Below are 13163 nucleotides of genomic sequence, written 5' to 3' on the forward strand. Positions count from 1 at the left end.
TTTCGTGGCGTCTCCCACATCCTGCAAGGCAGATTGGTGAGATGACCACAGCCGTACCATCGCCCGCTCTGCGGATGGGCACCGCCGCCGGCCGGGGGACGCTGCTCGCCGCGGTGCTCGCCTCCGGCATGGTCTTCCTCGACAGCACCGTCGTCAACGTCGCGCTGCCGAAACTCGGTCAGGATCTCGGGGCCAACGTGGCCGATCTCCAGTGGACCGTGAACGGCTACCTGCTGATGCTGGCGGCGTTCGTGCTGCTCGGTGGAGCTCTCGGGGACCGCTTCGGTCGGCGACGGGTCTTCCTGATCGGGGTGGTGTGGTTCACCGTGGCCTCGGTGCTGTGCGGGCTGTCCCAGGGCACCGGCACCCTGATCGCCGCCCGGTTCCTCCAGGGCGCCGGCGGGGCGCTGCTCACCCCCGGCTCCCTGTCGGTGCTCCAGGCCAGCTTCCACCCGGACGACCGGGGCAAGGCGATCGGCGCCTGGGCCGGGCTGTCCGGTGTGTCCACGGCGCTGGGCCCGTTCCTCGGTGGCTGGTTGATCGACGCGCTGTCGTGGCGGTGGATCTTCTTCCTGAACCTGCCGCTCGCCGTGCTTGTCGTGCTGGCCACGGTCCGCTGGGTGCCGGAGAGCCGGGACGAGAACGCCTCCCGGACGCACGGGCCGGGCCGGACGCGACGCCGGTTCGACGTGGCCGGGGCGCTGCTCGGCGCGCTCGCGCTCGCCGGCGTCACGTACGCCCTGATCGACGCGCCCGCGCGGGGCTTCGCCTCGGCGTCGGTGCTGGTCGCCGCGCTGGTGGGGGTGGTGGCCGCGGTGGCCTTCGTGCTGCTGGAGAGACGGCGCGGCGACACGGCGATGCTGCCCACCGGGCTGTTCAGCAGCCGGCTCTTCTCCGTCCTGAACATCTTCACCGTCGTGGTCTACGCGGCGCTCAACGGGTTCACGTTCTTCTTCGCCGTCTATCTGCAGAACGTGGTCGAATGGTCGGCCTTCCGCACCGGGATCGCGCTGCTGCCGATGACGGTGCTGCTGCTCATCGGGTCGGCCCGGGCGGGCGCGCTGTCGGCGCGGATCGGCCCCCGGCTGCCGCTGACCGTCGGGCCGGTGATCGCCGCCCTCGGTCTGCTGCTGCTGCGCGGCGTCGGCCCCGGCGCGTCGTACTGGACCGACGTGCTGCCCGGGGTGCTGCTCTTCGGCGTCGGGCTGACCCTGGTGGTGGCGCCGCTCACTGCGTCGGTCCTCGCGGCGGTGCAGGACCGTTTCTCCGGGGTGGCCAGCGGCTTCAACAACGCCGCGTCCCGGGCCGGCGGTCTGCTCGCGGTCGCCGCGCTGCCGCTGCTGGTCGGCCTCTCCGGCGGCGGGTACGAGCAGAAGACCGAGCTGACCGACGCGTTCCGGGGAGCGCTGGCCTGGTGCGCGGGGCTGCTGCTGGCCGGCGCGGTGCTGGCCCTCGTGCTGGTGCACCGGCCCCCGCGCGCGGCGCCGCCGTCGCAGCCCTGCCACCAGATGCCCGCCGCCACGCCCCCGAAGTAGACCGACTTCGGGGGCGTGGCGGGAACGTCAGCCGCGGGCGCGGTTGACGGCGCTGGTGACCGCCTTGATCGACGCGGTGACGATGTTGGCGTCGGTGCCGACACCCCAGACCGTCCGACCGTCCACCTCGCACTCCACATAGGCGGCGGCCTGCGCGTCGCCACCGGAGGACAGCGCGTGCTCGTGGTAGTCGAGCACCCGGACGCCCACCCCCACCGAACCGAGCGCGTTGACGTACGCGTCGATCGGGCCGTTGCCGACTGCGGCGAGCGAGCGCTGCTCGCCGCCCACGCCGACCTGTGCCTCGATCTCGACCTTGCCGTCGGTGGTGCCGATCGTGTAGCCGCCGAACCGGATCGCCGGGTCGGGCTGGTGGTCGAGCAGGTAGTGCGTCGCGAAGATCTCCCACATGGCGCGCGGGTCGACCTCGCCGCCGTCGTGGTCGGTGACCTGCTGCACGACCCCGGAGAACTCGATCTGGAGGCGGCGGGGCAGGTCCAGCTGGTGCTCGCTCTTCATGATGTACGCGACGCCGCCCTTGCCGGACTGCGAGTTGACCCGGATGACCGCCTCGTAGGTGCGGCCCAGGTCCTTCGGGTCGATCGGCAGGTACGGCACCGCCCAGGTGTGCTCGTCCATCGGCACGCCGGCCGCCTTCGCGTCGGCGGCGAGGGCGTCGAAGCCCTTCTTGATGGCGTCCTGGTGGGAGCCGGAGAAGGCGGTGTAGACCAGGTCGCCCGCGTACGGGTGGCGCTCGTGCACCGGCAGCTGGTTGCAGTACTCGACGGCCCGCCGGATCTCGTCGATGTTCGAGAAGTCGATCATCGGGTCGATGCCCTGGGAGAAGAGGTTGAGCCCCAGGGTCACCAGGTCGACGTTGCCGGTGCGCTCGCCGTTGCCGAACAGGCAGCCCTCGATCCGGTCCGCGCCGGCCAGCAGGCCCAGCTCGGCGGCGGCGACCCCGGTGCCCCGGTCGTTGTGCGGGTGCAGGCTCAGCACCACGCTGTCGCGACGCGGCAGGTGCCGGTGCATCCACTCGATCGAGTCCGCGTACACGTTGGGGGTGGCCATCTCGACCGTGGCCGGCAGGTTGATGATCAGCGGCCGGTCGGGCGTCGGGTCGATCACGTCGATCACCCGGGAGCAGACCTCCAGCGCGTACTCCAGCTCGGTGCCCGTGTACGACTCCGGCGAGTACTCGTAGAAGATCTCCGTGTCCGGGGTGTGGATCTCCGCGTACTTCTGGCAGAGCCGCGCGCCGGTGGTGGCGATGTCGGCGATGCCGTCCTTGTCCAGGCCGAAGACCACCCGCCGCTGGAGGGTGGAGGTCGAGTTGTAGAAGTGCACGATCGCCCGCTTGGCGCCGCGCAGCGACTCGAACGTCCGGTCGATCAGGTGCTCCCGGCACTGGGTGAGCACCTGGATGGTGACGTCCTCCGGGATCATGTCCTGCTCGATGAGCTGCCGGACGAAGTCGAAGTCGGTCTGGCTGGCCGACGGGAAGCCGACCTCGATCTCCTTGTAGCCCATCTGGACCAGCAGTTGGAACATCCGCCGCTTGCGCTCGGGCGACATCGGGTCGATCAGCGCCTGGTTGCCGTCCCGGAGATCCACCGCGCACCAGCGCGGAGCGGCCTCGACGGTACGGGTGGGCCAGGTGCGGTCCGGCAGGTCGATCCGGAACTGCTCCCGGTACGGCTGGTAGCGGTGGTACGGCATCCGGCTCGGGCGTTGCCGGGCGATCGGATCGGTATCGGTATCGGCGTCGGTGACAGGTTGAGCCATCTCAGAGTGCTCCCTGGAACATGTGGCGTCAGCAGATCGGAAGGTGTCGGCGAGGTGCCGGGCGACGGTGCGCGGCGGTGCCGAGAGGAAACTCAGATGTGCTGGACGGCGCGATGCGACTCCGCGACGAGGTGCCGGCCGGTCAGGCCTCGTCGCGGCGGCTAAGGAGAAGAAGCGCCCGCCACATGACCAGGTCACCCTACGTGATGGAACGGAGGGTGGAAAGGTCGGTCCGGACTATGGGACCGGAGTCATGGCCGGCTCCGGGACCTCGGCGCCCAGCCTCGGCGTCCGTAGAGCCCAGGCCACCGCGGGCACGATCGCCACTCCGACCAGCACGAAGATCGCTGCCGTCGGTAACCATCCCCAGCCGCCGGTGGTCACGCCGAGCGCGGTCAGCCCCGCCGGGGCGATCAAGTACTGCACCTGCTCGCCGAGCCGGAACGCCCCCACGTACGCGCCGCGTTGGCCGGCCGGCGGCAGGGTGGCGGTGAGCCCCCAGGTGCCCGCCGACTCGATCAGCTCGGCCAGGATCAGCACCGTCGCGGCGGCCACCAGCACCACGATGGTGAGCCAGCCCCGGGTGAACCCGGAGATCGGCAGGACCAGACAGAACGAGGCGATCAACAGCGCGCCCCGGCGGGAGGCCTTCGCCGCGTCCGCGGCGGTGTCGGCGCCCCGGCTCACGCGCACCTGGAGCAGCACGATCAGGACAGTGTTGAGCAGCACCAGGGCGGCGATCACCGTCTTCGGGGCGTCCGTGTGGGTGAGGATCCAGAGCGGCATGACCGTCAGGTAGAGCGCCTGGTGCGCGGTGAGCAGCCCGGAGAGCAGGGACACCGCCATGAACGGGCGGTCCCGCAGCACGGCGAGCCGACTCATCGGCTCCACCGGCCGGGTCACCTGCGGCAGCCGGGGCAGCCGCCGTACGAACAGGGCCGTCACCAGGATCACCGCCGCGATGAACCAGACCATCGCGCGGTACGCCTCGATCGTGTCCACCGCCAGCACCACGCCGCTGATCACCGCGCCCAGCCCGAAGCCGACGTTCAGCGACGAACGCTGGTACGCCATCGCGGTGACCCGCTCGGCCGGGGGGAGTGCGTTGATCGAGTAGACCTGCCGGGCCACGCCTGTCGACGCATCCACGGCCGCCAGTGCCACCACCACGGCGAGGAAGCTGGCGAAGCCGCCCACGAACGGGTACGTGGCGAAGAGCGCCGCGTCCAGCACCAGCCCGACGATCCAGACCCGCTGCGGTCCGTACCGGTCGGTGAGCCCGCCCAGCGGCACCGTGCCCAGCAGCGACACCCCCGCCGCGATGGACAGCCCCAGCCCGACCTGGGCGGCGCTGAGCCCGAGCGCCCGGGTGAAGAAGACGGCGCTGCCGGCATGGAACAGGCCGCTGCCGACGGCGTAGACCGTGGCCTGCACGGCCAGCGCGCGGATCAACCCGGCCGGCGGTACGACGTTTCGGACGGCAGTGCGGATGGTTTCTCTGGCCCCCATGGCCGGGAGTGAACCGTGCCCCCATGACGACGGTCGAGCCTTTTAGGCTGGACCGAATCCTGCTCCCGAGGGGGGTGTCAGTGTCCGAGTTGCGGTTCAGCCTGGCCGACGTCGCGGGGGTGCGGCTCGCCGTGTCGCCGGTCAACGAGACGGTCATGAGCATGTGGGCGATGGCCAGCCCGGTCCGCTACGCGGTGCACCTGCCCTGGATCGACCGGGCCCGGGTGACCCTGCGTCGCCCCGAGGTGGCCGCCCGGGTCGGTCCGCTGACGCAGATGGTCGGGCGGGGGCGCTGGTTGCCCGACTTCCTCACCCCGGCGGCCCGGCCGAACGTGGAGATGGCCGAGCAGCTTGAGCAGATCGCCGCGACACCGCCGAGCGTGGTGGTCCAGGATCTGCTGGCGACCGTCCCGAGCCGGCCGCTCAATCCGTTCGGGCAGGCGCTGCTCGCCGACCCCCGTGGACTGCTGCCGCAGCTCGTCGACGCGGTGCGGGTCTGGTACGACGAGGCGATCGCCCCGGACTGGCCGCGGATGCGGGCGCTGCTCGACGCCGACGTGGCGTACCGCGCCGCCCAGCTCGCCGAGAACGGCGCCGGTCGGTTCTTCGAGCAGCTCCACCCGAGCCTGCACTGGCACGGGGACCGGGTGATCAGCGACGACACGTTCGGACGGGACTTCGACCTGCGCGGTCGCGGGCTGGCGCTGAACCCGACGGTGTTCAGCGGGCGGCAGGTGCTGTGGAACCTGCTGGAGGATTCGCTGCCGGCCGGCGCGTACCCGGTCCGGGCGGTCGGGACGCTCTGGGAGGCGACCGCGCCACCGCCCGGCGACCCGCTGGCACGGGTGATCGGCCCCGGCCGCGCCGCGCTGCTGCACCTGCTCGACACGGCCACCACCACCACCGACCTGGCCCGCCGCACCGGGATGTCCGCGGGGAACGTCTCGCAGCACCTGGCCGCGTTGCATGCCGCCGGCCTGGTCAGCCGGTCTCGACAGGGTCGGCACGTCCTCTACCGCAACACCGACGCCGCAGAGGTTCTGCTGCGGGCCAGCGGGGCGGCCGACCCGGTCGGGTGATCAGGCGAGCAGCAGGTCGGCGACCGGCCGACGGTGCCGCAGGCCGGTCTCCCGGGCTCGCAGCTCGGCCGGGAGGGCGAACGGGTCGCCGAGCCGGCCGACGGCGGCGACCACCAGCGGTCGGACGCCGCCGGGCAGGTCGAGTTCGATGGCGAGGCCGGCCCGGTCGAAGCGGACGAGCTGGCGGACGTGCAGACCGAGCGCGGTGGCCTGGAGCGTGAGGTGGGCCATCGCCTGACCGAGGTCGTACGCGGCCCGCTCGGCGTCGCCGCCGGTGTGCGCGCCGACCACCAGGGTCGCGGCGTGCCGGGCCCAGCCCTGGTCGTCGGCGGGCAGGTTGATCAGGATCCGTTTCCAGTTCTGGTCGTCCCGGTGGCCGAGGGCGAACCGCCAGGGCTGCCCGTTGTCCGCCGACGGCGCCCACCGCGCGGCCTCCAGCAGCGAGGCCGCCTCGTCCGAGGTCAGGGTGGCGCCCGGGTCGAAGGCCCGAGGGCTCCAGCGGAAGGCGAGCAGCGGGGTCAGGTCAGCCATGCCGAGAATTGTCCTGTATGGGTGATTCGCCACTCAACGTGGGCTCGCCGTATGTGGGCAAAAGCACCCGTAACGGTATGAAGATCAGGGCGTTCCCGCGCTCGGGCTGAGTGTCGGATCGGGCGTCGGAGGGGCGGCGGTGTCGAGGGGCTCCGCGTCCACCACCACCGGCCCGGCGAGCTGCACGGTGGCGGGCGCCGGGCCGGGCGGGGCCGCCAACCGCAGCGTGCCGGCCTCGGTCCGGACGCCGGTAGGCGTGCCGTCGGTGTCGTAGCAGTAGATGCCGACGTCCAACGGCGCGTTCAGCGAGGCGGAGGTGGACTCCACCGAGTAGCAGGTCCCGGTCAACCCCTTGGGCGTGGCGGCCAGGGCCACCGCGAGCGGCGCACGCCGGTCGGTCAGCACGTCCAGCCAATCGGTGAGTGGATGCTGGATCCGGGGGTCCAGCCGGCGCGGGAGCGCGTCGTCCCGTTCGCCGAGGCGTACGCAGCGCGCCGGCTCCGGATGGCCGGTCGAGGGCAGCGCGCACTGGAACAGCCCGTCGCCGGTGGCGGCCAGCGAGACGTCGGCGGTGCCACCCAGCGCCCCGCCCGGCACGTCGACCCGCCAACTGCCGTCGTTCGCGCTGGTGAACACGATGCTGCGGTCCGGTTGGCCGGTCCGGCCGAACACGTACCGCGCCACCAGGTGGCGATCCTGTGCGGCGGCGGCCAGGGCGGCCAGCTCGTCCCGGGCGCCGTCCACCTCGACCGGCCCGGGATCGGCCGGCGGCGGAGGCGGCGGAGGTTGCTCGCTGGTGCAGGAGACCAGGACTACCGGCAGGGCGAACACGAGCGGCCCGAGCACGCGGCTGGCCGAGCGGTGAAGGACGGGCACCGGCCCATTCTGGTGGGTGCGGGCCAGGTGTGGGCAGCGGCGGGCAGCCGTCCGCCCCGGCGTGTCGGGCACGGACTTTCGGCGTACCGCCCGAACTCGCGGACCTGGCCACCCGCGTTGCCCGGACGGCCGCGCGGGCCGGATGGTGGGATCACCCGACCCGCCGCCGTGACCCGCCGGATACCCTCATGGGGTCTGACACGCGCCGCCGGCCCCGGTTCCGGCGGCGTCGGCACGCTCAGGGTCACTGGGAGGGAGTGCACCGTCGTGGCACTCGTTGTGCAGAAGTACGGCGGGTCCTCCGTCGCCAACGCCGAGCGGATCAAGCGGGTGGCCGAGCGCATCGTCGCCGCCCGCAAGGCCGGCGACGACGTGGTGGTGGTGGTCTCCGCGATGGGGGACACCACCGACGAGCTGCTCGACCTGGCCAACCAGGTCAGCCCGCTGCCGCCGGGCCGCGAGCTGGACATGCTGCTCACCGCCGGGGAGCGGATCTCGATGGCCCTGCTGGCCATGGCGATTCACAACCTGGGGTACGAGGCCCGCTCGTTCACCGGCTCGCAGGCCGGTGTGATCACCACCTCGGTGCACGGCCGGGCGCGGATCATCGATGTCACCCCGGGGCGGCTCAAGGGCGCGCTCGACGAGGGCTCGGTGGTCATCGTGGCCGGCTTCCAGGGCGTCTCGCAGGACACCAAGGACGTCACCACGCTGGGCCGCGGCGGCTCGGACACCACGGCCGTGGCGCTCGCCGCCGCGCTGCACGCCGACGTCTGCGAGATCTACACCGACGTGGACGGCATCTTCACCGCCGACCCGCGGATCGTGCCCAACGCCCGCCACATCCGGGACATCACCTACGAGGAGATGCTGGAGCTGGCCGCGTGCGGCGCGAAGGTGCTGCACCTGCGTAGCGTGGAGTACGCCCGCCGGGCGGGGTTGCCGATCCACGTCCGTTCGTCATACTCGACCAACACCGGCACGATGGTCACCGGATCGATGGAGGACCTTTCCGTGGAGCAGGCACTGATCACCGGGGTCGCGCACGACCGCAGCGAGGCCAAGATCACGATCGTCGGCGTGCCCGACGAGCCGGGTGCCGCCGCGCGGATCTTCGACACCGTCGCCGGCGCCGAGATCAACATCGACATGATCGTGCAGAACGTCTCCACCGAGGGCACCGGCCGGACGGACATCTCGTTCACGCTGCCCAAGGCCGACGGCCCGACCGCGATGGCCGCCCTCAGCAAGATCCAGGAGCCGGTCAAGTTCAAGGGCCTGCTCTACGACGACCACGTCGGCAAGGTGTCCCTGATCGGCGCCGGCATGCGCTCGCACCCCGGCGTGGCCGCCGGCTTCTTCGCCGCGCTCGGCGCTGCCGGGGTCAACATCGAGATGATCTCCACCTCCGAGATCCGCGTGTCCGTCGTCTGCCGGGACACCGACCTCGACGCCGCGGTCCGCGCCATCCACGACCAGTTCGAGCTGGGCGGCGACACCGAAGCCGTGGTCTACGCCGGGACGGGAAGGTAGCGCCGATGACGGCGCTGCCCACCCTCGCCGTGGTCGGAGCGACAGGTGCCGTCGGCACCGTGATGTGTGAGCTGCTCAGCGGGCGTCGCAACGTCTGGGGTGAGATCCGGCTCCTCGCCTCCGAGCGTTCGGTCGGCAGGCGGGTGCGCTGCCGGGGCGAGGACATCGTCGTCCAGGCGCTGACCCCGGAGGCGTTCGACGGGGTCGACGTGGCGATGTTCGACGTGCCCGACGAGGTCTCCGCCGAGTGGGCGCCCATCGCCGTCGCCCGGGGCGCGATCGCCGTGGACAACTCCGGCGCCTTCCGGATGGACCGGGACGTCCCACTTGTCGTCCCGGAGATCAATCCCGAGCAGGTCCGCAACCGGCCCCGGGGCATCATCGCGAACGCCAACTGCACCACCCTCGCGATGATCGTCGCGGTCGCGCCCCTGCACCGCGAGTACGGCCTGCGGGAGCTGGTGCTCGCCTCCTACCAGGCGGTCTCCGGCGCCGGTAAGGCCGGCGTGGACATCCTGCACGACCAGCTCACCAAGGTCGCCGGGGATCGAGCGCTCGGCTCGCGTACCGGCGACGTCCGCCAGGCGGTCGGCGACGACCTCGGCCCGTTCCCGGCGCCGCTGGCGCTCAACGTGGTGCCCTGGGCGGGCTCGCCGGCCGACGGCGGCTGGTCGTCGGAGGAGATGAAGATCCGCAACGAGTCGCGGAAGATCCTCGGCCTGCCCGACCTCAAGGTGAGCGCCACCTGCGTGCGCGTGCCGGTGGTGACCGGCCACTCGGTGGCCGTGCACGCGGTCTTCGCCACCGAGGTCGACGCCGAGGGCGCCCGCGAGGCACTGCGCAACGCCCCCGGCGTGATCCTCGTCGACGACCCCGCCGCCGGTGAGTTCCCGATGCCGATCGACGCGGTCGGCACCGACCCGAGCTGGGTCGGCCGCATCCGCCGCGCCCTGGACGACCCGCGCGCCCTCGACTTCTTCGTCACCGGCGACAACCTCCGCAAGGGCGCCGCCCTCAACACGGCCCAGATCGCCGAACTCCTGGCCAAGGAACTCCGCACCCCCTAGCCCCGCCCCACCCGCACCCTCGCCCCCCGCCCCTCTCCGCGCCGATCTTGCACTTTCTGTCCCCGCATAAGGCGTGAAGGTGACGAAACGACGACCGAAAGTGCAAGATCGGCGGGGAGGTTCACGCCGCGGCCAGGTGGACTCCGTCTCGGCCCTGGCGTTTTACCGCGTAGAGGGCCTGGTCGGCCCTTCGTAGGGTGCGGTCGGGGGACTCGCCGGGGCGGGGGAGGGCGACGCCCACGCTGATCGTGCGACCGGTCCGGCGAGCAGCCTCGGTCAGCCGCTCGGCGATCCGGACCGCCTCCTCCGGACGGCTCACCTCGATCACCGCCACGAACTCGTCGCCGCCGATCCGGTACAGCTCGTCGCCGTGGCGCAACGCCCCCTCCAGCGCCCGCGCCAACCCGACGAGCACCTGGTCGCCGGCCTGATGGCCGTACGTGTCGTTGACCGTCTTGAAGCCGTCCACGTCGATCGCCAGCAGAGCCGTACGCCCCGGGGTGGCCGCCGCGATCCGCTGCCCGAACGGGCCGGTGTGCCGCAGCCCCGTCAGCGGGTCCGAGCTGGCCTGCTCCCGCAGCCGGGCGAGCGTACGCAGCCGGTCCAGGCTGGTCCACACCTGCCCGGCGAGCAGCTCCATCAGGCTGACCGTGGTCGGGTCCGGCCGCAGCGCCCGCTCGTCGGCGACGAGCAGCGCCCCACCGACGTCCGGTGGACCCACCGGAACGGCGATCAGCGTGCGTACCCCGGCCCGGGTCAGCGGCCGGTAGTCCTCGGTCGGCGGGTGGCCCGCCTCGCCCAGTGTGTAGCCTGCGCCGTACCGGTGCGCCCGGTCGATCATCCGGCCGAGAGCCTCCGGCCCCGCCTCGGCCAACTCGGCCCGGATGCGGGTCTCCAACTCGCACCCCGCCAGCGCCGGCGGCCCGAGCTGGGCGCCCTCCGGGCCGCCGATCAGCAGCACCGCGGTGGAGAGGGTGGACACCTCCCGGGCGGCCGAGGTCGCCGCGCTGATCACGGCTTCCTCGGTCGGCGCGGCGGAGAGCGCGGCGGCGTGCCGGAGCAGCTTCTCGCTCCGGCTCTCCGACGGAGGGCCGCCCAGCGCGGCGATGCGCGCGCCGAGCCGGGCCGCCAGCCGCTGCGCGGTCTCCTGCCACGGCTCCAGGTCGACCGGCCCACTCCACTGCAGGTCCAGTACGCCGAAGACCCGGCCCGCCGGGTCGCGCACCGGCACGCACAGCTCAGCGGTCACGTCCGGGCGTACCGGAAGGTAGTCGGGGTCGGCGGTGACGTCCGGGACGACCGCCGCGACGTCGGTGGCGTACACCCGGCCGACGATCCCGGTGCGGGCCGGGACGGTCGCGAAGACCTGCCACGCGCCGGTCGCCGCCACGCACCGCAGGCGGTCGTGGGCCTCGAGCAGCACCGAGATGGTGGCCGGGGTGTGGCGCGACAGCGCGGCGACCGTCCGCCGGCAGGCCTCCGGCGCGGTCGACGCCATCGACAGGCCGACGGTGCCGTCACGGATGACTCGCTGATGATCCACTCGCACGTCGTTCCAGGTAGGGGAGGGTTCTGCGCGATCAAGCGTACCCACGCCGACGGAACCGCCCCGAGCTTCGTACACATGTGCTATCCACAGGCTGTGGACGCAGCCTGTGGGAAGAAGCGGCGGGCGATAGCGTGGAACTCCCGTCGCCGAGGAGGCGAGCACTCATGCTCATCGCCCAGCTCAGTGATCCGCACGTGACCACCGGCCTGCTCGCCGCCGAGCCCGCCGCCGGGCTGCACCGGGCGCTCGGCCGGGTGCTGGCCCTACGCCCGCGACCCGACTGCGTGGTCATCACCGGCGACCTGGTCGACCACGGCCGACCCGACGAGTACGCTGCGCTGCGCGAGCTGATCGGCCGATTCCCGCTGCCGGTGTACCTGGCCGCCGGCAACCACGACGACCGGGAGTCGCTGCTCGACGCGTTCGGCGGCACACCCTGGCTCGGCGGCGGGTTCTCCGCCTACTACCACGTCGACCACGAGGCGGCGACTGTCGTCGTGCTCGACTCGCTCACCCCCGGCGGCGGCGGCAACCTGGGCGAGGAGCAGCTCGCCTGGCTCGACGGCGTGCTCTCCGGTCGGCCCGACGTGCCTGCCGCGATCTTCCTGCACCACCCGCCGGTCGCGGTCGGCATCCCGGCGGCGGACGCCATCCGGCTCGCCGACGGGCCCGCGCTGGCCGAGGTGATCGGCCGGCACCGGCACGTCGTGCGGGTCGCCGCCGGGCACCTGCACCGTCCGGTCACCATTGGGTACGCCGGCACGGTGCTCACCGTGGCACCCAGCACCTGGAAGCAGAGCACCCTCACGATGGCCGCCGACGAGGTGATCGGCTGGGTCGCCGAGCCGACCGCCTTCCTGCTGCACCGCATCGAGCCAGACGGCTGCACGACCCACGTCGTACAGGTCAGCCACTCGGCCGGCCAGACCTGCGGCTTCTGAGCCCGCCGCCCATGCTCGGCACCGTCTGGTACGTCGCGTACGGCTCGAACATGCACGCCGCCCGGCTGGCCTGGTACATCGTCGGCGGCTGCCCGCCCGGCGGTCGGCGGACGTACCCGGGTTGCCGCGACCCCCGCCCGCCGAGCCGGTCGGCGCCGGTGTGGCTTCCGGGCGGGATCTACTTCGCCGGCGAGTCCGGCGCGTGGACCGGCGGGATGGCGTTCTACGACCCGCAGCTGCCGGGCGAGGCCGCCGCGCGGGCCTACCTGGTCACCATCGAGCAGTTCACCGACATCGCCGCCCAGGAGATGTACCGCCCGACGGGCGACACCGCCGACCTCATTCCGGCGACCGGCGCGGCTGTCGACACCGCCGTCGCGAAGGGGCGGGCGACGCTCGGCCCGGGCCGCTACGAGACCCTGATCTGCCCCGGGCTGCGCGCCGGCGTTCCGATGCTCACCTTCACCGCCCCCGAGCCGGCGTCGGCCGTGCGCTGCCGGCCACCGGCACCGACCTACCTGCGCATGATCGCCCGAGGGCTGCGCGAGTCACACGGCTGGCCCGCCGAGCGGGTCGCCGACTACCTGGCACAACGTCCCGGAGTCGTCGACTGCTGGCCGCCCGACGCCGTCACGACCCTGGTCACCGAAGCGCTCGCCACCGAAGCGCTGGCTGGCGGCGGGCCCACCGTCGATGGGCTGGTCAGCGATAGGCTCGCCGCTGACTGACCGCGCCGGTCGGCGTGGGCCGGGGGTGTG

11 protein-coding genes are annotated in these 13163 nt (G+C 72.6%); 6 read left to right on the plus strand and 5 right to left on the minus strand.

The genetic code is table 11. The annotated features are described in order from the left end of the window. Positions 1–41: 41 nt before the first annotated feature. Positions 42–1535: an MFS transporter gene (locus AB0B39_RS18825; RefSeq protein WP_357574933.1), complete on the plus strand. Its 1494-nt coding sequence runs from the start codon at positions 42–44 to the stop codon at positions 1533–1535. Between the two features lie 27 nt (positions 1536–1562). Here AB0B39_RS18825 and leuA read toward each other — a convergent pair whose 3' ends face one another. Then, on the minus strand, positions 1563–3320 hold the full coding sequence (gene leuA, locus AB0B39_RS18830) for a 2-isopropylmalate synthase (RefSeq protein WP_357498725.1): 1758 nt from the start codon (positions 3318–3320) through the stop codon (positions 1563–1565). Positions 3321–3557: 237 nt separating this feature from the next. Further along, positions 3558–4829 (minus strand): MFS transporter, encoded by a 1272-nt coding sequence (locus AB0B39_RS18835; RefSeq protein ID WP_357498727.1) that lies wholly within the window; start codon positions 4827–4829, stop codon positions 3558–3560. Positions 4830–4909: 80 nt separating this feature from the next. Here AB0B39_RS18835 and AB0B39_RS18840 point away from each other — a divergent pair, with 80 nt between their 5' ends. After that, positions 4910–5908: an ArsR family transcriptional regulator gene (locus AB0B39_RS18840; RefSeq protein WP_357574934.1), complete on the plus strand. Its 999-nt coding sequence runs from the start codon at positions 4910–4912 to the stop codon at positions 5906–5908. On the opposite strand, the gene AB0B39_RS18845 is transcribed toward AB0B39_RS18840, so the two are convergent. Continuing rightward, the gene (locus AB0B39_RS18845; RefSeq protein WP_357498731.1) at positions 5909–6439 is read right to left on the minus strand and encodes a nitroreductase family protein; all 531 of its coding nucleotides are present in this window, start codon (positions 6437–6439) and stop codon (positions 5909–5911) included. It lies immediately after the preceding gene. 84 nt (positions 6440–6523) lie between these two features. Then, complete coding sequence (locus tag AB0B39_RS18850; protein ID WP_357498733.1) at positions 6524–7315, minus strand: hypothetical protein; 792 nt, start codon at positions 7313–7315, stop codon at positions 6524–6526. Positions 7316–7582: 267 nt separating this feature from the next. Here AB0B39_RS18850 and AB0B39_RS18855 point away from each other — a divergent pair, with 267 nt between their 5' ends. Together AB0B39_RS18855 and AB0B39_RS18860 are read left to right on the plus strand one after the other, a co-directional pair. Next, positions 7583–8848, plus strand: coding sequence for an aspartate kinase (locus tag AB0B39_RS18855; protein ID WP_234583260.1), 1266 nt, complete (start codon positions 7583–7585; stop codon positions 8846–8848). A 5-nt stretch (positions 8849–8853) separates the two neighbouring features. Continuing rightward, positions 8854–9915 (plus strand): aspartate-semialdehyde dehydrogenase, encoded by a 1062-nt coding sequence (locus AB0B39_RS18860; RefSeq protein WP_357498735.1) that lies wholly within the window; start codon positions 8854–8856, stop codon positions 9913–9915. A gap of 121 nt (positions 9916–10036) precedes the next feature. Here the strand turns inward: AB0B39_RS18860 and AB0B39_RS18865 are convergent, their stop codons facing one another. Continuing rightward, on the minus strand, positions 10037–11458 hold the full coding sequence (locus tag AB0B39_RS18865) for a sensor domain-containing diguanylate cyclase (RefSeq protein WP_357574935.1): 1422 nt from the start codon (positions 11456–11458) through the stop codon (positions 10037–10039). A 170-nt stretch (positions 11459–11628) separates the two neighbouring features. On the opposite strand from AB0B39_RS18865, the gene AB0B39_RS18870 reads away from it, so the two are divergent. Then, complete coding sequence (locus tag AB0B39_RS18870) at positions 11629–12405, plus strand: phosphodiesterase (RefSeq protein WP_357574936.1); 777 nt, start codon at positions 11629–11631, stop codon at positions 12403–12405. An 11-nt stretch (positions 12406–12416) separates the two neighbouring features. Continuing rightward, positions 12417–13133 (plus strand): histone deacetylase, encoded by a 717-nt coding sequence (locus AB0B39_RS18875; protein ID WP_357574937.1) that lies wholly within the window; start codon positions 12417–12419, stop codon positions 13131–13133. Positions 13134–13163: the final 30 nt, after the last annotated feature.

The sequence above is a fragment of the Micromonospora sp. NPDC049114 genome (genome assembly GCF_040648635.1).
Classification (GTDB): domain Bacteria; phylum Actinomycetota; class Actinomycetes; order Mycobacteriales; family Micromonosporaceae; genus Micromonospora.

Excerpts from the sequence above, each read along its gene's own strand:
- AB0B39_RS18870 (WP_357574936.1), top strand. The coding sequence starts at position 11,629 with ATGCTCATCGCCCAGCTCAGTGATCCGCACGTGACCACCGGCCTGCTC.
- AB0B39_RS18875 (WP_357574937.1), top strand. The coding sequence starts at position 12,417 with ATGCTCGGCACCGTCTGGTACGTCGCGTACGGCTCGAACATGCACGCC.
- leuA (WP_357498725.1), bottom strand. The coding sequence starts at position 3,320 with ATGGCTCAACCTGTCACCGACGCCGATACCGATACCGATCCGATCGCC.
- AB0B39_RS18825 (WP_357574933.1), top strand. The coding sequence starts at position 42 with ATGACCACAGCCGTACCATCGCCCGCTCTGCGGATGGGCACCGCCGCC.
- AB0B39_RS18860 (WP_357498735.1), top strand. The coding sequence starts at position 8,854 with ATGACGGCGCTGCCCACCCTCGCCGTGGTCGGAGCGACAGGTGCCGTC.
- AB0B39_RS18845 (WP_357498731.1), bottom strand. The coding sequence starts at position 6,439 with ATGGCTGACCTGACCCCGCTGCTCGCCTTCCGCTGGAGCCCTCGGGCC.
- AB0B39_RS18835 (WP_357498727.1), bottom strand. The coding sequence starts at position 4,829 with ATGGGGGCCAGAGAAACCATCCGCACTGCCGTCCGAAACGTCGTACCG.